The following is a 21619-nucleotide window of genomic DNA, read 5'->3' as shown; positions in this document are numbered from 1 at the left end:
CCTGACGGGGTGTCGCCATCCCGTCAGGCAGACTACTCGGTCCGGGTTACTCGTCACCCATTGCGAGTAGCGACGCGTTGCCGCCGAGCGCGGCCGTATTGATGGTCAGTGTTTTCTCCGTGGCGAAGCGCAACAGATAGTTCGGGCCACCCGCCTTGGGGCCGGTGCCTGATAGCCCCTGACCACCGAAGGGCTGTACGCCGACGACGGCGCCAATGATATTGCGATTTACGTATACATTGCCTACCCGAATTTTCTGCGCAATGTCTTCGGCGAAGGTTTCGTTGCGGCTGTGCACGCCGAAGGTCAGGCCATAACGACGATCGTTGATGGACTGTACCACCTGATCGATCTCGCTGGCCTTGTAGCGAACGATATGCAGCACTGGGCCGAACTGCTCGCGGTCCAGGGCATCAATGCCATCAATCTCGAAGGCGACCGGCGCGACAAACGTGCCCTGGTCGGTGTGCGACGAGTCCAGGCGGGTCTCGGCGACCAGACGGCCTTCGCCCTTGAGCTTCTCGATGTGAGCCATCAGGCCCTTGCGCGCGTCTTCGTCGATCACCGGGCCTACGTCGGTTCCCAGGTTGCGCGGATCGCCGACATGCAGCTCATCCATGGCACCCTTGAGGATCTCGATGACACGGTCAGCCACATCATCCTGCAGGTACAGCACGCGCAGGGCGGAGCAGCGCTGACCGGCACTCTGGAAGGCGGACTGTACGACGTCTGCCACCACCTGCTCGGGCAGGGCGGTGGAGTCGACGATCATGGCGTTCATGCCGCCCGTCTCGGCGATTAGCGTCGGCAGGGCGGCGCCTTCCCGGGCCGCCAGCGCTCGGTTGATGGTCTGGGCGGTGTCAGTGCCGCCGGTGAAGACCACGCCGGTGATGCGCGGATCGCCGCTGAGCACGCTGCCCACGGTGGGGCCGTCGCCCGGCAGCAGTTGGACCACGTTGCGCGGCATGCCGGCCTCATGGAGCAGCTCGATGATGCGGTTAGCCGCTAGCGAGGTCTGTTCTGCTGGTTTTGCCAGTACCGGGTTGCCTGCCACGGCGGCCGCCACGACTTGACCGCAGAAGATGGCGATCGGGAAGTTCCAGGGGCTGATGGCGGCGAAAACGCCCTTTCCTGAAAGCAGCAGCTCATTGGATTCGCCCGTCGGTCCCGGCAGAGGTGTGGCAGTGCCAAACAGCTCCTCGGCGCGTGTCGCATAGTAGCGGCAGAAATCCACGGCCTCACGGATTTCGTCGACACCGTCGGTCAGCAGCTTGCCCCCCTCGCGAGAGCAAAGGGTCATCAATTCGGCGAGGTTTTCTTCCATCAGGTCGCCCAGGCGGCGAATGATGGCGGCACGTTCGGCGACCGGGGTGTTGTCCCAACGAGGGAAAGCCGCCCAGGCGGCGTCTACGGCTTTGGATGCCTGATCCTTGCTGGTCCATTGGACGCTGCCCACTTTGACCTTGCGGTCGAAGGGGCACAGCACATCATGTCGAGCGTCGCTGTCATCGGCGACATCAAAGGCCAGTAGAGGTTTTGCGTGGTACGCCTTGTCCATAAAGGTGGCCATCTCATCCATGAGGGGCTGGTACTGGCTCTTGATGTTCAAGTTCACGCCCTTGGAATTCTCACGGTTGGGACCATAGATATTCTTGGGCAAGGGAATCCGGTTGTTGCTGAATGTCTTGAACTGCTTGAGCGTTTCCACGGGATGCACGCAGAGTGATTCGACCGGTACCCGCGGGTCTACCAGCTGATGAACGAAGGAAGAATTGGCCCCGTTTTCCAGCAGACGACGAACCAGGTAGGGCAGCAGGTCCTTGTGTGCGCCTACCGGCGCATAGATGCGGCAGGACGTACCGTTGGGAGCACGCTTGAGCGCTGCGTCATATAGCGCCTCGCCCATGCCGTGCAGGCGCTGGAATTCGAAGGGCCGGTTGGTTTCGTTAGCCAGTTCCAGGATGGTGCTGATGGTGTGCGCATTGTGTGTCGCAAACTGAGGGAAGATACGTCCCCGCGTGCTTTCCGACAGAAGGAAGTTAGCGCAGACCAGGTAAGCAACATCAGTGCTTGCCTTGCGGGTATAGACTGGATAGCCCTCGACGCCAATCTGCTGGCATTCCTTGACCTCGGTATCCCAGTAGGCGCCTTTGACCAGACGCATCGGGATTTCATCCCCCTGTTCGTCGGCCAGACGATTAAGGTAGTGAAGTACCGGCAGTGCCCGCTTGGAATAGGCCTGTACGACCAGGCCAAACTTGCCCCAGCCACGGCAGGTATCGCTTTCGTAGATGGCACGGAAGACTTCCAGCGACAGCTCCAGACGGTCGACTTCCTCGGCATCGATGGTCATGGCGACATCACGCTCGCGCGCCATGGCGGCCAGTTCACGCACGGTGCCTACAAGCTCTTCGAGTACCTGTTCACGCCGGCCAAATTCATAGCGTGGGTGCAGGGCCGAGAGTTTGATGGAGATCGAAGGTGACGGCGTCTTGGGCGACAGCTTCTTGCTGGTCTTGCCGACGCTCTTGATGGCATCGGCATAGGATTCGTAATAGCGCTTGGCATCCTGGCGGGTGCGGGCGGCTTCACCCAGCATGTCATAGGAGTAAGTGTACCCCTTGTCGAGCAGCGGCCTGGAGCGCTTCAGGGCCTCTTCGATATCGCGGCCGAGCACGAACTGCTTGCCCATGATCTTCATCGCTTCGTACATGGCGCGGCGGATGACCGGCTCACCCATACGGTTGACGAGCTTGTTGATGAAGGTAGCGGGCTTGCCTTCCTTGGACTTATCCATGTTAATGACGCGGCCGGTCATCAAAAGGCCCCAGGTAGACGCATTAACGAACCAGGACTCACTCTTGCCAACGTAGGCCTTCCAGTCTGCCGGGCCAAGCTTGTCGTCGATCAGGGCATCTGCCGTGGCCTTATCGGGAATGCGCAGCATGGCCTCGGCGAGACACATCAGCATCAGGCCCTCGTGGGTATCGAGGCTGTACTGCTGGAGTAGCTCATCAATCGAGTCTACCGCTGTATCCATCTCCCGGACTTCGCGCACAAGCTCGGCGGCTTGGTCGGCCGTTCGCTTGAATTCGGCTTCGTCGGCGGACAAGAAATCAACGAGTTCCCCCACAAAGGTGTCTTCATCAACAATGTAATGATCGCTGATGCGGGCAAATAGCGTATCCAGGTCCTGCTTCCAAATGGTGCTATCCAGCATGTTGTTAGCGTTGAGCATTATGAATATCCCATAACAATACGTGACCGGGCGGGATTGCCGACATGACGTCAGAGGCCTGCGTTGCTAGCAGGAGCCCGGCTGGTGAAGCGTGGCCCAAGAAACGTAGAAGCAGGCGCGAGCTGTTCGTGGCCGTTTCATGACTGGATGAATGTAGTGATGCAGGCGGCATGCGTCTTGTGAATTTCCCGGCTTGATTTGTCAAAAAACGGGAAAGGTTGCAGGCCGGTATCCAGACGTAGAGTTTGGGTTATATCTTAACGCTTAACGTCAACAATGGTCGGCTACGCTTGACGACGCAAGGCGCTGGGGGGGTGCCCAAAGCTGCGCCGAAAGGCATGCGACAGTGAGCTTTGTGAAGAAAATCCAGTTTTATCAGCAATTTGCGACAACGGAATGCGCGTTGAAAGAAGGAGGTGCTGGGCAGCGCGCAGGCGCTTGGTCAACAGATATTGATAGGGGGTGATGCCGGTCTGTTGACGGAAACAGTCATTGAAATGTGCCTCGCTCAGGCAGGCATGGCGAGCCAAGTCGGCGACACCTAGGCGCTGGGAAAGGTGCTGCTGGATGTAATGATCCAGTGAGGCCAGGTTGATGCGCTGCTGGCCGCTGGGTGTCGCTCGAGCAGACGGCTGTCGCACGTTCAAGGACGATAGAAGGGTGGCCACCATCAGCTCGTGATGTGCCAGCGGCTGCGGCATTCCGTTCTCCTGACGGCCTAGTTCCTGCACCAGGAATTCCAGATAGCGCGTGAGCGCTGCGTCTAAGGTGAAGAAGTGTGGGGCATCGAACAGGCGAGCAAACGCATAGTGCTGGTCTGCCAGAGGGTAAGACGTGGATGGCAGGTTCAAGATCAGGTGGCGATTGACTCCCACCCCTTCGTAATAATGCTCGTGGTTCGCCGGCACGATGCATCCCGATAGGGGGGCGATGGAGCCGCCTAGCCCTTCGATCTCGAACTCGGCATTGCCATCAACGCCAATGACGATCTGGTGATAGTCATGATGATGATGCTTGGTCGTGGTATCGAGCGGGACGAGGTGAAGGGCGCTGGGCATCTGTTCGGTTCTCCCGGCACAGTAAACCGCTAAGCATGCTGTTTACGCCGACGTAACGAGGAAGGCTTTGGTGTCAGTGTTCTTGCTCTCTTGCTTCTCGCAGGGCGGTCCTGGCGGCTAGGTGGTCACGCAGCGCCTTGAGGTCTTCCCTTCCGCTGCGGGAAAAAAGCGATCCCCCCTGAGCGGCCTGCCAAGGGCGCCCGTGCTCTTCCATCAGGTGCTGGGCGCGGCGGCGTACACCTTCGAGGAACTCGTCATGACGGACAGGGTAGCCAATCACGGTATGCCACTCGGTATCGCTTAGGGTGCCGGCGAGTGCTTTATCGAAAAGCGTTAATAGATCATGAGCTTCTGTGCGGTAGCGCGGCGTACGAGTCAGCATCATTATGCCGACCATGCTACCGATAACCAGGAAGCAAATGGCAAAAATCAGCAGAAAAATCGCCATATTCAAGGCTCGATGAGGAACGAAATCGTGCAGAGGGGCGTGGCATCTTATGGAGCGGGTGAAGGGGATCGAACCCTCGTCTTAAGCTTGGGAAGCTTCTGCTCTACCATTGAGCTACACCCGCGAGCCAAATTTGATAGTAAATCCAAGAGCTTATCTGATGCAAGCCGTCTCACTTTTTTCTCAACTTTTACCCTGTAAGTGCTTGTTTTGCCGTTTTTCGTTTGCTCGTCATGCTTTTGTTGATGTGCTTTCCGGCGTGCGCAGTGACCAGTAACGGCGCAGGACGGCGTCGTTGATGGCTCGCTCGAGCTCAAAGGCGTTGGGAGTGGGACAAAACAGCGTGACGTCGATACGCTGCTTGCCGATGTCCGTCGTGGTAAGAGTCACGCGAGGATGGGGTTCAGCGATGTTTATTCCGCTTCGTTTCCTGATCATCGCGCTGTAGCGCTGGGCGAGATCGGCATGCGGCTCATGCAGCGTCGCCATCTCCTGTTCCAGCGCCGCCAGCTCCCGCCGCATGTTCACGTCGTTCTCCAGAACGACGCATACTTCGAGATATACCCATTTCTTGAAGAAGTTCTGGTTCTGCACCGGGGTGGTCAGAAAAATGCTGTTCGGCACTACGATAGTCTTGCCAGAATACTCGAAGCGGCCCACGGGCCCCCCGATTTCCTGCAGCGTCGTCGCCAGCATGTTCTCGTCGACTACCTCGCCGCGCAGGTTGCCGATCTCGACCCAGTCACCGATCTCGAAGGGCTGATTGACGATACGCAGGACGGTGCCCGACAGGCAGAGAATCAGTTCCTTGGTGGCGATCACCAAGGCTACGGCGAAGGCCGTAATGGACAACGCGAAGGCATGAAGGGAGGGCAGCCAAATCAGTACCAGGCCAGCCAGTGCAAAAATCACAGTGGCATTCCGAATGCGAGCCAGCCATGCTCGCCGGTGATCAGACAGAATTTCTTTGTGGCCACGTATGACGCGCACCGCGAGAATGCGCAACGTGGCAATCACGGCCACCAGCGCGATCGAACTCACGACACGGTTGCTCAGTAACTCCGCCCAGAAGGACACCTCGGGCATGGTGAGTCGGCTCCCCTCGGTATTTGTATTGGTCAATGGTAAGGCATGACGATCGCATAGCCATTCTGTGGCGTCGATCCTAGCTGGGAGAGTCGGGAACTGCGTCAGCGTGCCCGGCTCTGTGCCTCTCGAAAGGTCATTAGAGTTAAGGTCAGTACCGTGATCGGCAGGACGAAGTAAAGCATAACCATTCCGAATCCGGGTAGGGCATCGTGGTGTGCCGCCGCCAGAATCAGATAGAGGGTATAGACGAGATAGTAGCCAAAGAACACGCCTCCCTCCCAGCGGCTGATCTGGCCTCCCGTGAAGCAGATCGGGAGGCACGCCAGGGCGACAGCGATCATTACGGGCAAGTCGAAACCGGACATGGCGGGCGAGAGGCCTATCCCTGAGGGGGCCAGAAGACTGGTTAGCCCCAGCACGCCCAACAGGTTGAATATATTGCTGCCGACCACGTTGCCCACCGCTATGTCGCGTTCTCCGCGCAGGGCCGCGATGATCGAAGTTACCACCTCGGGCAGGGACGTGCCTGCGGCGATGATGGTCAGGCCGATCACCTGTTCGCTCACGCCGAGGTAAGCTGCAAAGACGACGGCTCCCTCAACGAACCAACGTGAACCGAGCACCAGCAGTCCCAAGCCACCTGCCACCAGCAGCAGGTCGATTCCCCAGGGTGTTTGGGGTGTGCTGGAGGCATTAGAGCTGGCAGTCCGCATACCCTGAAGCAACAGGAACGTCGTATAGCTGATGAGTCCGGCCACCAGCACTAGCCCGTCTAAGCGCGAAATACTCCCATCTAGTGCCATCAGCAGAATCAGCCCCGAGAGAGCGATCATCAGCGGGATGTCGAAGCGTAGTAGTTGCTGGGCGACCGAGAGGGGCACGATTAGCGCCGAAAGGCCAAGGATAAACAACACGTTGAAGATGTTGCTGCCTACTACGTTGCCTATAGCGATACCGGCCTGGTCGCTGGTTGCGGCCTTGAGGCTGACGGCTAATTCCGGCGCGCTGGTACCGAAGGCGACGACCGTCAAGCCTATGATCAGTGATGAGATACCAAGGCGGGAAGCCAGCCGAGATGCTCCCCGGACCAACCCCTCTGCCCCCACAATTAGCAACATGAGTCCAGCCAAGAAGGCAGCAATGATCATGCTCGAATTCTCCTTTGCAAAGGCCTGCATCCAGCGTGTTGGCCATATCAGCCGTTGCTTATTTTTCTATTAGCGTGTGTTGGCGGCTATAGTGCTCAGCTCAATCATCGGCATTCAAGACACCCTTCGGACTGAAGCGAAAGAAGCACGTTAACTCGCCTACTTAATTAGCCTGATCGTACGTCACTTTCGATAGCCGTCGCTATGGTCTCGCGCCTCTTGCGCTCGAAGGAAAAGCCTTGCCGCTGGGGATTATCCGAGAACCACAACGAGTATGGGCGGCAGGTAGAGTGAAGCGGTTGGCTTGGCTTGCACTCTCGTGGCTACTTGATGTCAGCATGAAGAGCAGGGGCGTCTTGAAGACAATTGGCCGAGGATTCTTACTGAGATGTATCGACCTGCACGATGTACAGGTCGGCGTTTCGTGACCTTGTGCCTTGTGAATGGCTTTGGGCGGAGCCGATGGAGCTGGAACTATGACGATAATCGAGAAGCATGATACCAACACACAAGGGCGAGACTTCCTGGTCGGCGACATTCACGGCCAGTACGACTTGCTGATGGAAGCCATGGCCCGGGTGGCGTTCGACAGGTCTCGGGATCGGCTCTTCAGCGTGGGGGATTTAATCGATCGGGGAGGAGCATCGTTTGACTGCCTGGCTCTGCCTTTCGAGCCCTGGTTCTTTGGGGTACGTGGCAACCACGAGATGCTGGCGCAGGATGCCCTGTTCAACGAGAGCGACGCCGAGGGTGATTGGTTCAAGCATGAGCTCTGGATGAACAATGGTGGCACCTGGGCACAGAGAGAGAACCTCGAGGACGTGAAGAGTCTGCTAAAGACGGCAATGCGTTACCTGCCTTACGCCCGCGAGATAAGCGTGGGCGGCAAGCGTATCGGTATCGTGCACGCTGAGCCGCCCAAAGACTGGTCATTGCTTGAGCTTGAGGACCATCCTGCCGGCCGTGAGCGCCTGGTGTGGGGCCGGTCTCGCATCAAGGAGGGAGATACCACACCTGTCGCGAGCATCGATGCCGTAGTGGTGGGACACACCATTGTTGGCACCCCGACCATTCTGGGTAATGTGCATTACATCGATACCGGCGCCTTCATGTCGGGACGCCTGACCCTGATCGATGCGCGGGAGGTGCTGGACACTGTGCACCAGGTCAAGCGCGAGCCCTGAGTGATGGTCGTCAGCCGGGTGCCCCAAGATGGCAGCTACTATCCCTTCACATGAGCACAGGCCACCAGCCTTTGACGCCCAGAAACATCGGGCACAAATTTTTTTCAGCTGTCATGGATAGTTTTCGACAGCTCGCGGTCACAGAAGTTGAGTACATATTCCTAAGTGATAGCAGTCGCGATAGGAGTGATTACTCAGGTTTCGATTCTTGACCGCCATGTGTTTTCACATGGCGTTTTTTTTGTGTGGATAGTGGTGTCTCTATCGTGCAGGGCTTTGCCCTGTGGTGCCTTGGTCTCAAGCGTGCCGCGATAAGCGATACGCCAATGGACACGGCCCGGCCTTCATTGGGCCGGGCCGTGTCCATTGGTGCGGTGTTGGGCAGGAGTTCAGAAGCAGTATTGGTGGTGCCTAGTGATTTCCACCACGCATTTTCAGAATGGCGCCGAGGATGTCGCGGCGAGTGACGATGCCGACTAGCCGCTCCTGTTCCACTACGGGATAAACCTTGGGTTTAGTACCAAGCATTTCCTGAGCCAGGTCGGTGATGCTCTTGGCAGGTGTCACTGATAGTACCTCATGGCGCATCAGTTCCTTGACCAGTGGTGGTTCATCGTTGAGATAGGCGCTCTGGAGCAGCTTGCCGAGCACATCTTGCTCTGAGATGAAACCAATCAGATGATCCCTGTTATCGACGACTGGCACACCGGGCAATCGATGGAGCCCCAGGCCCTTCACCAATTGGGTGATCGACGTGTCGCCGGTTACTCGATAGCAATCGCGGGACATGATGTCGCGTATGATACTGGGCGCGTTTCGAGGCATCGTCGGTCTCCTTGCTTCAACAGTTATGGCATCTTGTGTCGCTTGGCGCCGGGTTGCGTCAGTCCCCGATCCACATTCCATGCAGTGCTCAACGAGTCAAGAGCCGCGCTGCAGATTGGCATTCAGATGGCGAAGGGCGGTTCGCGATCCTTCTTCGATGATTTGGATGATAGAGGCTATCTCAAGCCTCTGCGCGGCTGATGTGCCTTGTCTGCAAAGGTAAAACTCAGGTATACAAGCGCGCCCGTGTCTCCACAATAGGGCCAAAGATCTCAGACCGAGAAAAAGTCTGCTGCGCTGTTCGGCATGAGCCTGCATCTGGCCCTCGTTGCCTTGCCCCCTTGCGAACGGCCTGGGTCTTTACATGATACCTCGCTGCTGGCCACGTCATTATCTCCACCGTAGCACGTCTCCCCTCAGCATAGCTGAGCTCTACTCCTGCCATTTAAGTGTCGCTAAACACTCCTGCCAACGGTATACACGGCGATGAAGACGTGACGGGTGGTACTGCCGGGGGTGCGGCAGGGCAGGGCGCAGGGTAATAGGTCGGTGAGCTAGGCGGCCTGGCGAAAACATCTGCAAGCCTCCTGTTCGGTCAGGGCATGAATAAATTAATTGATAGTCGCTATTCAATAGTCATTAATAATGAAACGCTCTTGACAGATTGCAGGTCCTGACAAGTAAAGCCCTGTGGTGTTGGTTGCGCGTGTTCTACTGCAGACCTTCCCTCGGTACTGCCTCGGTATCTGCTTCGCTTATCATCAAGGATGTCTAAAAGCTCAGCGTCAGGGTGGCATTGAAAGAGGAAACACCTTAACGAGAAATGAAGGAGAGTCCATATGGATGCTCGCGAATATCTTGCCAAGAAAGGCATTGAGTTGGACAAAGAAGAGGAGAAACCTCACACCCTCGAGGAACTGGCTTGGTCCAGAGCCATTGAGGCTGGGCGCCATCGTCCGCGCACGGGCACGCCTCACGATTGGGAAGACTGGTCGCGCTATCACGAGTCACTGGCTGAAGATGCCGACCGGCTCGAACAGAAAATCGACCCCAAGGCCCATGGCGAGGCATTGACTCGCGGTGAGAATGCCAAGGGTGCCGGTGACAAAGAAACCGACGACACCTGACACGACCAAGCACTTTCTCAAAGCCCATCTCAACCCCCGTGCCTTGTAATCTGGTGCCTTAACCTTTCTCCCTTCCCTGATCCCGTTGTTTTCCTCCCTGCTCCCACCGTGGGGCATTCGGCGGCACAGCCCTGTGCCGTCCGATATGGCTTCGCATGCCTGGTAATGATCGAAAGCGAAAATGGCATGCGTGGATTGCGCACACAGCCATTTTTCAAACATTTAGATGGTTTTTAGGGGCTTTTAGACCAAGGTATAAGCGCCAAACAGGTCATTTGCGTTGCTGCAGAGCCACCCCTGCACTAGTCTGAGTGCACAAACGAACACTTCCAGGTGTTCGTTTGTTTAAAATCGAACATTAATGGGGTTTGACGTTTTCATCCTCGCCTAAATCGCTTCCTGATAATAAAAGACAGTGACCACAAGACAGGAGCTCGCCCAGTGTGCTTTTCCTTCCGCCGTCATGCTTCGCGACGCCTGCTGACAGGATGTCCCGTGCTGCCTCATCCAAGCTGCTCATGAGAACGACATGTCCCTGATCCTTGAGAACATCGACCACGTGGTCAACGGCGCCACCCATATCGATGGCGTGAACATGGAATTGGCCCCGGGGTCTTTCAATGTCCTGCTGGGTCGCACCCTGGCAGGCAAGACCACACTGATGCGCCTGATGGCCGGATTGGAAGTGCCGACCCGGGGTTGCGTGATGATGGACGGCCGTGACGTGACAGGTGTCTCGGTGCGCCGCCGCAACGTATCGATGGTGTATCAGCAGTTCATCAATTATCCGGCGCTGAGCGTCTTTGAGAACATCGCTTCCCCGCTCAGGTTGGCCAAGGTGGCTGGCACCGATATTGACCGTCGGGTACGCGAAACGGCCGAGATGCTGCGCATCGATCATCTGCTGGATCGCTTCCCGCTGGAATTGTCCGGTGGTCAGCAGCAGCGCACGGCCATGGGCCGGGCGTTGGTCAAGGAGGCCGATGTCATCCTCTTCGATGAACCCTTGGTCAACCTGGATTACAAACTGCGTGAGGAGTTGCGCGACGAGCTGCGTGCGCTCTTCAGCGAGCGTAACTGTATCGCGGTCTATGCGACCACGGAGCCCGGCGAGGCGCTGGCATTGGGTGGCAACACTGCCGTGTTGCATGAGGGGCGACTGCTGCAGTACGGCCCGACGGAAGAGGTATATCACCGTCCGCAAGGCATTCTCGCTGCCGAGATGTTCTCGGAGCCGCCGATCAATATTGTCGGAGGCCAGATTACCGATAGCGAAGTGCATCTCGACGGCGGCATTCAGTTTCCTCTCAATGATGATCTACGCCCACTGGGGGCCGGGGACTACCGTTTTGGCATTCGGGCCTCGCATATCGCGCTGAGCCCTCAGGCCAGTGATGATCTGGCGCTTGAGATGCGGGTCGACCTGGCCGAGCTCAGCGGCTCGGAAACCTTTCTCCATGTGCACAACGAGCGCTTCGAGATGACGGTGCTGCTGGAGGGGGTGCACGAGTTCGATCCTGACGCCGCCGTCACCCTCTACGTGCCCACCCACAAGGTCTATGCCTTCGATCAGCAAGGCGGTGTGGTGCACATTCCGGCGCATCTGGGAGGCCTATAAGATGGCGGAAATCACCCTGCGACATCTCGCTCATTCCTACCTGCCGTCGCCTGCCGGACCGGAGGACTATGCGATTCGTGAGATGGATCACATCTGGCACCAGGGCGGCGCCTACGCCCTGCTGGGGCCGTCCGGCTGCGGGAAGTCGACACTGCTCAACATCATTTCCGGGCTGCTGGAACCGTCCAGCGGTGAAGTGCTTTTCGATGGCGAGCGAGTGAACTCCCTGGCACCCGAGCTGCGCAACATTGCCCAGGTTTTTCAGTTCCCCGTGGTGTACGACACCATGACGGTGTTCGATAACCTGGCCTTTCCGCTGCGCAACACCGGCATGGCCGAGACGAAGATTCGTGAGAAAGTGCTCGAGGTGGCCGAGGTGCTTGAGTTGACGCCTCAACTCAAGCGCAAGGCCAAGAACCTGACGGCCGATGAGAAGCAGAAGGTCTCCATGGGCCGCGGTCTGGTTCGCGAAGACGTCTCGGCGATTCTTTTCGACGAGCCGCTGACCGTGATCGACCCGCAGCTCAAGTGGAAGTTGCGCCGCAAGCTCAAGGAGATCCACCGGCGCTTCAACATCACCATGGTGTATGTCACCCACGACCAGCTGGAAGCCTCGACGTTCGCTGACAAGATCGCGGTCATGTATCAAGGTCAGGTGGTGCAGTTCGGCTCGCCCCGTGAACTGTTCGAGCGCCCGGCCCACACCTTCGTTGGGTATTTCATTGGTAGCCCCGGCATGAACCTGCTCGATATCTCGGTGCGGGACGACCAGGTGCGTTGTGGCAATGTGGTCATTCCGGTCACGCCGAGGATGCGGGATCTCATTGCCCACAGCGTCTCAAGCAATATTCGTCTGGGCATCCGTCCTGATTTCGTCGAGGTCTTCGAGACCCCCGAGGATGACTCGCTGGCGGTCGATGTGGTGAATGCCCAGGATCTGGGCACCTATTCGATCCTGACGCTCTCGCTTGGTGACATCACCCTCAAGGCGCGCATCGACGAGGATCAACCCACGCCCAAGGGCAAGGCCTATATCCGCTTCCCTCAGGCGCGTCTGGGCGTCTATATCGACGAATATCGTGTGGAGACCGACCATGAATAAGGTCTATGACAACAAGGCATGGTTACTGATTCTGCCGATGCTGGCGCTGGTGGCCTTTTCGGCGATCATCCCGTTGATGACCGTCGTCAACTACTCGGTGCAGGACGTCTTCGATGCCAATACCCGCTTCTTTACCGGCACAGAATGGTTCGTACAGATGCTCAACGACCCGACCCTGCAGTCGGCGTTGCTGCGTCAGTTTGCCTTCTCGCTGACGGTACTCTTCATTCAGGTCCCGCTGGGCATCGGTATTGCTCTGCTGATGCCGAAGAAGGGCTGGCAGGCCTCGGCGGTGTTGATCCTGGTGACGCTACCGCTGCTGATCCCCTGGAACGTGGTGGGCAGCATCTGGCAGATCTTCACCCGGGGTGATATCGGCCTGATGGGCTGGGGGCTTCGCGAACTGGGCTACGAGTACAACATCACCCGCAGCACGGTGGATGCCTGGGGCACCATCATCATCATGGATGTCTGGCACTGGACGCCGCTGATCGCGCTGTTGTGCTACAGCGGCCTACGCTCGATTCCCGAAGCCTACTATCAGGCAGCGCGTATCGATCGTGCCTCGCGCTGGGCGGTGTTCCGCTATATCCAGTTGCCCAAGCTGACCAACGTGCTGGTGATCGGCGTACTGCTGCGTTTCATGCACTCTTTCATGATCTATGCCGAGCCCTTCGTATTGACCGGCGGTGGGCCAGGCAGCTCCACCACCTTCCTGAGTCAGTCGCTCACGACCATGGCGATCGGTCAGCAGGATCTTGGTCCTTCCGCCGCCTTCTCGCTGATCTACTTCCTGATCATTCTGCTGGTCAGCTGGGTGTTCTACACGGCGATCATGAACATGCAGAAAGACAAAGAAGGGGGCGCCTGACATGAGCCAGTCCAAACCCACGACGCCTGCTGAAGTCCGCCAGCGGGCAGCTGTCGAAGACAAACGGCGGCGCCATAAGTCTCGCGCCGTGCCGGGGCGCCTGCGGCCCAAGCTCTTGCTGGGGCTGTATCTGCTGTTCGTGCTACTGCCGATCTATTGGCTGATGAACATGTCGTTCCAGTCGAATACCGAGATTCTCGGTGGCTTAACCCTGTGGCCGGATAACTTCACTCTCGAGCACTACACCAAGATATTCACCACCGAGACGTGGTACATGGGGTATGTGAACTCCATCACCTATGTGGTGATGAACATGGTGATCAGCATTCTGGTTGCTCTGCCGGCGGCCTATGCGTTCAGCCGCTATCATTTCATCGGCGACAAGCACCTCTTCTTCTGGCTGCTGACCAACCTGATGGCCCCACCCGCCGTCTTCCTGCTGCCGTACTTCCAGCTCTATTACACCGTGGGCCTGTTCGATACCCATATCGCGGTGGCACTGGCGCACTGTCTGTTCAATATTCCGCTGGCGATCTGGATTCTTGAAGGCTTCATGAGCAGTGTGCCCAAGGAGATCGACGAGACGGCCTTCATCGATGGCTATAGCTTCCCGCGCTTCTTCGTGCGCATCTTCATCCCGATGATCCGCTCCGGTATCGGCGTGACGCTGTTCTTCCTGTTCATGTTCTCGTGGGTCGAGCTGCTGCTGGCCAGCACGTTGACGTCCACCAATGCCCAGCCTATCGCCTCGGTGATGACCAGTACCTCAACGGCCTCCGGCATTGACTGGGGAACGCTGGCAGCCGCAGGGGTATTGACCATCCTGCCCGGCATTCTGGTGGTCTACTTCGTTCGTAATCACATCGCCAAGGGCTTCGCCCTGGGCCGCACCTGAGGAGGGCGCGTCATGGAATGGATGGTCTGGACGCTGCCGACCACACTCTTCTTTTCCTTCATCGGGGTGATGCTCGCCGGGATGACGGTCTGGGAGTTGGTGCAGCCGACGGTTGAGCGGAAAGGCTTTTTGCCGATCTCGACCACACGCGGTGATCGTCTCTTTATCGGGTTGTTGTCTGCTGCCTACCTGCATCTGCTGGTGGTGGGCTTCACGCCCCTGAGTATCTGGTGGGCCCTTGCTGGCTCGGCACTGTGGTTGCTGGTGCTGATTCGTTGGGGGTGATCTGGGTGGAAGGAGCCACTCCTTCAAGTAAGTACTTCAATAAGAAGAGGTCATTATGATACCGACAAGAATGCGACTCTCTGCGCTGGCGGCTGGCGTGATGCTGGCCAGCGGTTCGCTGCACGCCGACAATCACGACACTCAGGCCGTCATCGACCGTTTGCTGGAGGAACACTTCCAACAATCGACCCTGAGCCGGGATGAGCAGATCGCTGAGCTTCAGTGGTTTGCCAAGGCCGCCGAGCCCTTCCGCGGCATGGAGATCAACGTGGTCTCCGAGGGATTGACCACCCACGTCTACGAGCGTGACGTGCTGGCCGAGGCCTTCTCCGAACTGACCGGCATCGAGGTCACCCACAACATCATCGGCGAGGGTGATGTGGTCAACAACATGCAGACCCAGATGCAGTCGGGCCGCAACATCTATGATGGCTACGTCAACGATTCGGATGCCATCGGCACCCATATTCGTTATGGCACCACCGTCAACCTGTCCAAGGCGATGGAGAACGAGTGGTCCGATTACACCCTGCCGACCCTGGACCTGGATGACTTTATTGGCATCCAGTACACCACCGGACCTGATGGGGATATCTACCAGCTGCCCGATCAGCAGTTCGCCAACCTTTACTGGTTCCGCTATGACTGGTTCCAGCGCGAGGACCTGCAGGCGCAATTCCGTGAGAAATACGGCTATGAGCTTGGGGTGCCGACCAACTGGACCGCCTATCAGGACATCGCCGAGTTCTTCACCAACGAGGTGGGCGAGATCGATGGGCAGCAAGTCTATGGCCACATGGACTACGGGCGTCGCGATCCGTCGCTTGGGTGGCGCTTCCATGACTCCTGGCTGTCGATGGCCGGTATGGGTAGCACTGGCGTGCCCTTCGGCAACCCGGTCGATGACTGGGGCATCCGCGTCGATGAACAGAGCCGCCCGGTGGGCGCCAGCGTCAGCCGCGGCGGGGCGACCAACTCGCCGGCCTCGGTGTTTGCGGTTACCAAGATGGTCGACTGGCTGCGTGACTATGCGCCGCCCGAAGCCCAGGGCATGACCTTCGGTGAAGCCGGCCCGGTACCCGCCCAGGGCCAGATCGCTCAGCAGATGTTCTGGTACACCGCCTTCACCGCCGACATGACCAGTCCCGATGTGCCGGTCACCGATGACGAGGGCAATCCCAAGTGGCGGATGGCGCCTTCACCGACCGGCCCCTACTGGCAAGAAGGCATGAAGGTCGGCTATCAGGACGTTGGCTCCTGGACCTTCTTCGACTCCACGCCTGAGGATCGTCGCACCGCGGCCTGGCTGTACGCGCAGTTCACTACCGCCAAGACGGTGTCGCTTGAGAAGCTGATCGCCGGTCTGACGCCGATTCGTCGCTCCGACATCATGTCCGAGGAGATGACCGAGATGGCGCCCAAGCTGGGTGGCCTGGTGGAGTTCTATCGTAGCCCGGACCAGTCCAAGTGGACCCCGTCGAGCACCAACGTGCCGGATTATCCGCGCATGGCACCGCTGTGGTGGCAGAACCTGGCCCCTGCGGTCAGTGGTGATGTGACGCCCAAGGAAGCCCTGGACAACCTGGCGGGCGATCTCGACAACATCATGGCGCGACTGGCGCGTGCCAAGGTGTTCGAGACCTTCGAGCCCAAGCTCAACGAAGAGCGTGATCCTGAGTATTGGCTGAGCAAGCCCGGCGCACCGAAAGCTGAGCTTGATAACGAAATGCCGCAGGGAACCACGGTGCCTTACGACCAGCTGATCCAGTCCTGGCAGCAGTAAGGAGCACTGGCCAAGAGGCCAACATCAACCGGCATGACGCCGCCTCGTCCCGTTCGCGGGGCGAGGGGGTGCCGAGGTGATTGCATGAACAAGGGCTATATCCTGGCCATCGATCAGGGCACCACCGGCTCGACGGTGCTGGTCTTTGACCATGACGGCACTGCCCGGGGAAAGGCGTACCGGGAGTTCCAGCAATATTACCCGAAGCCTGGCTGGGTCGAGCACGATGCCGAGATGATCTGGAACGTGACACACCAGGTCGTTAGTGAAGCGCTCACCCATGCTGACATTCTTCCTGATCAGATCGTGGGTATCGGCATCACCAATCAGCGCGAGACTACCGTGTTGTGGGATCGCGAGACCGGAGAGCCGGTGCATCGCGCGATTGTCTGGCAGGACCGCCGTGCGGCGGGGATCTGCGAGACGCTACGCGAGGAGGGGCTGGAAGCCACCTTCCGCGACAAGACGGGGCTGGTTTGCGACCCCTATTTTTCCGGTACCAAAGTGCGCTGGTTGCTCGACAATGTCAGCGGCCTACGGGAACGCGCCGAGCGCGGTGAACTCGCCTTTGGCACCATCGATAGCTGGCTGGTCTACAAGCTGACTGGCGGCCGGGTGCATGCGACCGATGTCTCCAATGCGTCACGCACCCTGATGTACAACATCCATACCCTTGAGTGGGATGAGGCGTTGCTGGATCTGCTTAAGGTGCCGGCGGTTCTGCTGCCCGAGGTCAAGGCATCATCATCGCTTTTTGGGGAGACCGACCCTGACGCCTTCTTTGGCGCACGTGTGCCTGTCGCCGGCATTGCCGGCGACCAGCAGGCGGCGTTGTTCGGTGAGGCCTGCCACGGCGAGGGGATGGCCAAGAACACCTATGGCACGGGGTCCTTCCTGCTGATGAACACCGGCACTCAGCCGGTGGCAAGCCAACATGGCCTGCTCACCACCATCGCCTGGCGCATCGGCGACGAACCCGTGGAATATGCCCTGGAAGGAGCGATCTTCGTCACCGGTGCGGCCGTGCAATGGCTGCGTGATGAGCTTGGCATTATCGAGGATGCCGCCGACACCGAACGTATGGCACTTTCCTTGTCCGGCAACGACAACGTCTATTTTGTCCCCGCGCTGACCGGCCTGGGCGCGCCCTACTGGGACCCTTACGCGAGAGGTACTCTGCTTGGCGTGACCCGGGGCACCACCAAGGCCCATATCGCACGCGCGGTACTCGAGAGCATCGCCTACCAGGCCCGCGACATCGTCGAGGTCATGGTCGATGAATCCGGCATTCCTTTAAGGGAACTGCGCGCCGACGGCGGGGGAGCCGTGAATACCTTTCTGATGCAGTTTCAGGCCGATGTTCTTGGTGTGCCGGTCAAGGTGCCACGTATTACCGAAACCACGGCCCTCGGTGCCGCCTATCTCGCCGGGCTGGCCACCGGGTTCTGGAAGGATCGTGCCGAAATAGATGCCAAGTGGCAGCTGGCCCAGCGCTATCAGCCGGCCATGCCCGAGGCTGAGCGTGCGGCACTTTATCAGCGCTGGCATCGGGCGGTGGCGCTCTCCAGGGCCTGGGATTCACCTCTCGAGTAACCTCCTGCGCTCATTGGGGGCAAGAGCGACAGACAGCGGGCCCTTCATGACTGCGGTATTCGTGTTCTGTCGCCTGGCATTGCGCCGGACTCTTGGCGGTGTCTCAGGGCGTCGTAGTGGCTTGGTCATTTCAAAAAGGCACGGCATCATGCAATTGCGTAAGCACAATATTGACCGTCATCAGCAAGAGGATTTCGACGTCCTGGTCATCGGGGGCGGTATCAATGGTGCGGCGTCGGCGGCCGCGTTGGCCGGCAAGGGCGTCAAGGTGGCATTGATTGACCGTGGCGACTTCGCCAGCAGTACTAGCATGCACTCCTCGAACCTGGTGTGGGGCGGCATCAAGTACATGGAAAGTCATGATTTCCCGTTGGTCAGAAAGCTATGCAAGAGTCGCAATCATCTCATCAAGCACTTTCCGTCGACGGTGCAGGAGATTCGCTTCCTGACGACCATTGCCAGCGGATTTCGCTACCACCCTCGCTACCTCTGGGCCGGCAGCTGGCTCTACTGGTTTATCGGTAACGGTTTTACCAGGATCCCGCATTACCTCTCGTCGGCAGACATCAAGGGGCGTGAACCGATCATCGATATTGCCGGCAGTGTCGGGGGCTTCGAGTATTCCGATGCCTATCTGCATGACAATGACGCGCGCTTTGTCTTCAACTTCGTGCGCAGTGCCATGGATCGCGGTTGCGCGGCAGCCAACTACGTCGAATCGCTGGGGGCCAAGCGGGAAGGGCAGCGCTGGATTACCCAGGCCCGCGACGTGATGACCGGTACCACCTACGAGATTCGCGCCAAGGTGGTGGTCAATGCCGCCGGACCTTACGTGGATCAGCACAATGCCCTTAGCGGTGAGCGCACCGAGCACCAGCACGTCTATTCCAAAGGGATCCACCTGATCGTGCCGCAGCTCACCGAGCACCAGCGGGTATTGGCCTTTTTCGCCGATGATGGTCGGCTATTCTTCGTCATTCCCATGGGGCGACGCACCTGCATCGGTACCACGGATACCCGCGTCGACAGTCCGGAAGTCCAGGTCACCGATGACGATATCCGCTTCGTGCTCGACAACATCAACAAGCGGCTCACGCTTGAAACGCCGCTCACCCGTGATGACATTATTTCGACCCGTTGTGGTGTGCGTCCGTTGGCCGTCAAGGCGAGCTCGGGAGGCGATCGGGACTTCCAGCAACTGTCGCGCAAGCACGTCATTGATACCGATACGGCCACTCACCACCTGAGTATCTTTGGCGGCAAACTCACCGATTGTCTCAACGTTGGCGATGAGATCGTGGCGGCGGTCAAGGAACTTGGCGTCGAGGTGCCCTATGGAGATTACGTCTGGTATGGCGAGCCGCACCGCGCGGTCCGCGAGGAGTTCTTCCATCAGGCGCGCCTGTTGGGGCTGGACGACCTGGCGCCTCATCACCATGAAGCCCTGAGCACCCGGCTGTGGCGGCGTTATGGCGCTCAGGCGCTGGACATGCTCGAGGAGATCCGCGAGGACCCGCGTCAGGCTGATGTGCTGATCGAGGGCACCGAATACCTGCGTTGCGAGATTCGTCAGGCCCAGCGCCGCGAGATGATCACCCGTCTCGAAGATTTCCTGCGCCGGCGTTCCAAGATTTCGTTGGTGGTGAAGGCCGAAGAGATCCGCAACGCGCCCGGTCTCCGGGAGGCCTGCGAGATCCTGTTCGGCGACCAGGCTGACGCCAAGTTGGCAGAATATCTCGACAGCGCCCAGGCCCAGAGTGTGGAGGAGATGCTGAGTGCTGATGCTCAGGTGGCTGATTCTCAGGTGAATAATCCCGCGCACTCAGAAACACTCAAGTGGCGATAACGCTCATCCGCAAGCCGCCAGGCGTGAAGTAGATCGCTGTTTTTGAGGGCAGGGCGACGGGGACTCAATCGTCATACGGACATCCCATGCCGGCCGCGGGCGAAAGCCTTCGTCAGTGGCTTACTGAACGAAATAGCGATAGGCGATCGACTCGTCCTTGCGGGGGCCCTGGATACGCCAGTCGAGCGTAAAACCCTCAGGGGTCATTGCAAGGTTTGCCGTGTAGCGATCCTCGCCGCACAGGTGTGCCTCGGCGGCAACCAGGCCATTGCCATCGGAAGACGCGATCAGATCGAACAGCCAGACGGCGGCTGCCTGGCCACGCCGTTCATGGAAGAGACGCACGCGTTCTTCTTGCACCTCCCAGCGATAGACATTGCGAAACGCGATCGGTTTCGGCTGTCCTGACAGCGCAAAGTATCCCTGCTCATGAAAGCGCAGCACATTCCCGTCTTCGCTGACCGAGACGGTGCCATGCCCCTCGCCGGACCAGGCACACTGCGAGGCGTCACCCGAGCGCGACGAAAATTCAAGTCGACGGATGGTTGGTAGCAGGGCGCGCACGCGTATAATGCTCGTCAACTTTCTCTCCTCATGAGGTTAACCAATGGGCTATCTGGTGGGCGTCACGGCCCTGTGGGCGTTCTCTTTCTCACTGATTGGCGCGTACCTGTCCGGTCAGGTCGACAGCTATTTCGCGGTGCTGGTGCGTATCGTGCTCGCCGCACTGGTGTTTTTGCCATTTCTCAAGCCGCGGCTGCTGGCGAATCGTCACAAGCTGGCGTTGATGGCGATCGGTGCCGTGCAACTGGGGCTGATGTATATCTTTTTCTATCAGTCATTTCTGCTGTTGTCGGTGCCTGAGGTGCTGCTGTTCACTATCTTCACGCCACTCTATGTCACGCTGATCGATGATGCGTTGGCCCGGCGGTTCACGCCATTCTACCTGCTCACGGCAGCGCTTGCCGTGGCCGGCGCCGCGGTGATTCGCTACAAGGGCGTGGACAGCGGTTTCTGGTTGGGTTTCCTGGTGGTGCAAGGCGCTAACCTGTGCTTTGCACTGGGGCAGGTCGCCTATCGTCATCTGGCTGTTCGTCTTGACGAGAAAGTGCCGCAATACAGCATCTTTGGTTGGTTCTACCTCGGCGCGCTGGCGCTGGTGGTGGTCGCCTTCGCGCTGTTCGGCAACCCGGCGAAACTCCCCACCACCGGCCTGCAGTGGGGGGTGCTGGCGTGGCTGGGCCTGATCGCCTCCGGCCTCGGCTACTTTCTGTGGAACAAGGGGGCGACCCGGGTCGATGCCGGCGCGCTTGCCATCATGAACAACGCCCTGGTGCCGGCGGGTCTCCTGGTCAATCTGGTGCTCTGGAACCGGGAGGCCGACCTGTCGCGCCTGGCGCTGGGCGGGGCCATCATCGTGGCGTCACTTGCCATCAATGAATGGTGGGTCCGTCGTCGCCGCCTGCCCGTCTCGCCGCTGGCCTGATATCTGATGAGTGGCGGTTTGCC

At 58.8% G+C, this 21619-nt stretch carries 18 protein-coding genes and 1 tRNA gene; 11 read left to right on the top strand and 8 right to left on the bottom strand.

Going from position 1 to position 21619, the window contains the following annotated elements; genetic code table 11:
• Positions 1 to 46 precede the first annotated feature (46 nt).
• The 6 genes from putA to HF027_RS05365 form a co-directional block, all read right to left on the bottom strand.
• On the bottom strand, positions 47 to 3238 hold the full coding sequence (gene putA, locus HF027_RS05390) for a bifunctional proline dehydrogenase/L-glutamate gamma-semialdehyde dehydrogenase PutA (protein ID WP_168013622.1): 3192 nt from the start codon (positions 3236 to 3238) through the stop codon (positions 47 to 49).
• Between the two features lie 284 nt (positions 3239 to 3522).
• Positions 3523 to 4296, bottom strand: coding sequence for an AraC family transcriptional regulator (locus HF027_RS05385; RefSeq protein WP_168013620.1), 774 nt, complete (start codon positions 4294 to 4296; stop codon positions 3523 to 3525).
• 73 nt (positions 4297 to 4369) lie between these two features.
• Positions 4370 to 4744 carry a hypothetical protein gene (locus HF027_RS05380; protein WP_168013619.1) on the bottom strand — a complete coding sequence of 125 codons (375 nt, stop codon included), beginning with the start codon at positions 4742 to 4744 and terminating at the stop codon, positions 4370 to 4372.
• A gap of 50 nt (positions 4745 to 4794) precedes the next feature.
• Positions 4795 to 4868 (bottom strand) — tRNA-Gly (locus HF027_RS05375).
• Positions 4869 to 4975: 107 nt separating this feature from the next.
• Positions 4976 to 5830, bottom strand: coding sequence for a mechanosensitive ion channel family protein (locus HF027_RS05370; protein ID WP_168013617.1), 855 nt, complete (start codon positions 5828 to 5830; stop codon positions 4976 to 4978).
• Between the two features lie 104 nt (positions 5831 to 5934).
• On the bottom strand, positions 5935 to 6981 hold the full coding sequence (locus tag HF027_RS05365; RefSeq protein ID WP_168013615.1) for a calcium/sodium antiporter: 1047 nt from the start codon (positions 6979 to 6981) through the stop codon (positions 5935 to 5937).
• 476 nt (positions 6982 to 7457) lie between these two features.
• Here HF027_RS05365 and HF027_RS05360 point away from each other — a divergent pair, with 476 nt between their 5' ends.
• Entirely contained in the window at positions 7458 to 8165 is a 708-nt protein-coding gene (locus HF027_RS05360; protein ID WP_245184535.1) for a metallophosphoesterase, read from the top strand.
• 411 nt (positions 8166 to 8576) lie between these two features.
• Here the strand turns inward: HF027_RS05360 and HF027_RS05355 are convergent, their stop codons facing one another.
• Positions 8577 to 8990, bottom strand: a complete 414-nt coding sequence (locus HF027_RS05355) for a CBS domain-containing protein (protein ID WP_168013613.1) — start codon at positions 8988 to 8990, stop codon at positions 8577 to 8579.
• An 839-nt stretch (positions 8991 to 9829) separates the two neighbouring features.
• Between HF027_RS05355 and HF027_RS05350 the strand changes: the two genes are divergently transcribed.
• The 9 genes from HF027_RS05350 to HF027_RS05310 all read left to right on the top strand — a co-directional run bounded on the left by HF027_RS05350 (position 9830) and on the right by HF027_RS05310 (position 20110).
• Positions 9830 to 10117: a hypothetical protein gene (locus HF027_RS05350; protein WP_168013611.1), complete on the top strand. Its 288-nt coding sequence runs from the start codon at positions 9830 to 9832 to the stop codon at positions 10115 to 10117.
• 529 nt (positions 10118 to 10646) lie between these two features.
• The gene (locus HF027_RS05345) at positions 10647 to 11735 is read left to right on the top strand and encodes an ABC transporter ATP-binding protein (protein ID WP_168013609.1); all 1089 of its coding nucleotides are present in this window, start codon (positions 10647 to 10649) and stop codon (positions 11733 to 11735) included.
• Position 11736: 1 nt separating this feature from the next.
• Positions 11737 to 12837 carry an ABC transporter ATP-binding protein gene (locus HF027_RS05340; protein ID WP_168013608.1) on the top strand — a complete coding sequence of 367 codons (1101 nt, stop codon included), beginning with the start codon at positions 11737 to 11739 and terminating at the stop codon, positions 12835 to 12837.
• A complete protein-coding gene (locus tag HF027_RS05335) occupies positions 12830 to 13708 on the top strand; it encodes a carbohydrate ABC transporter permease (protein WP_168013606.1) in 879 nt (292 codons plus the stop codon). Before HF027_RS05340 ends, HF027_RS05335 begins: the two co-directional genes overlap by 8 nt.
• A gap of 1 nt (position 13709) precedes the next feature.
• On the top strand, positions 13710 to 14603 hold the full coding sequence (locus tag HF027_RS05330) for a carbohydrate ABC transporter permease (RefSeq protein ID WP_168013604.1): 894 nt from the start codon (positions 13710 to 13712) through the stop codon (positions 14601 to 14603).
• Between the two features lie 12 nt (positions 14604 to 14615).
• Positions 14616 to 14888: a DUF2160 domain-containing protein gene (locus HF027_RS05325; protein WP_168013602.1), complete on the top strand. Its 273-nt coding sequence runs from the start codon at positions 14616 to 14618 to the stop codon at positions 14886 to 14888.
• A gap of 55 nt (positions 14889 to 14943) precedes the next feature.
• A complete protein-coding gene (locus HF027_RS05320) occupies positions 14944 to 16671 on the top strand; it encodes an ABC transporter substrate-binding protein (protein WP_168013600.1) in 1728 nt (575 codons plus the stop codon).
• Between the two features lie 84 nt (positions 16672 to 16755).
• The gene (glpK, locus tag HF027_RS05315) at positions 16756 to 18264 is read left to right on the top strand and encodes a glycerol kinase GlpK (RefSeq protein ID WP_168013598.1); all 1509 of its coding nucleotides are present in this window, start codon (positions 16756 to 16758) and stop codon (positions 18262 to 18264) included.
• 148 nt (positions 18265 to 18412) lie between these two features.
• On the top strand, positions 18413 to 20110 hold the full coding sequence (locus HF027_RS05310) for a glycerol-3-phosphate dehydrogenase/oxidase (RefSeq protein ID WP_168013596.1): 1698 nt from the start codon (positions 18413 to 18415) through the stop codon (positions 20108 to 20110).
• Positions 20111 to 20230: 120 nt separating this feature from the next.
• Here the strand turns inward: HF027_RS05310 and HF027_RS05305 are convergent, their stop codons facing one another.
• Positions 20231 to 20692, bottom strand: coding sequence for a DUF6314 family protein (locus tag HF027_RS05305; protein WP_168013594.1), 462 nt, complete (start codon positions 20690 to 20692; stop codon positions 20231 to 20233).
• Between the two features lie 25 nt (positions 20693 to 20717).
• Between HF027_RS05305 and HF027_RS05300 the strand changes: the two genes are divergently transcribed.
• Entirely contained in the window at positions 20718 to 21596 is an 879-nt protein-coding gene (locus tag HF027_RS05300; RefSeq protein ID WP_168013592.1) for a carboxylate/amino acid/amine transporter, read from the top strand.
• Positions 21597 to 21619 lie beyond the last annotated feature (23 nt).

Source organism: Halomonas salinarum, from assembly GCF_012062845.1.
Classification (GTDB): Bacteria; Pseudomonadota; Gammaproteobacteria; order Pseudomonadales; family Halomonadaceae; genus Onishia; species Onishia salinarum.
Note: the sequence above shows the minus strand (reverse complement) of the source record. Positions and strands in the feature narration are given on the sequence as shown.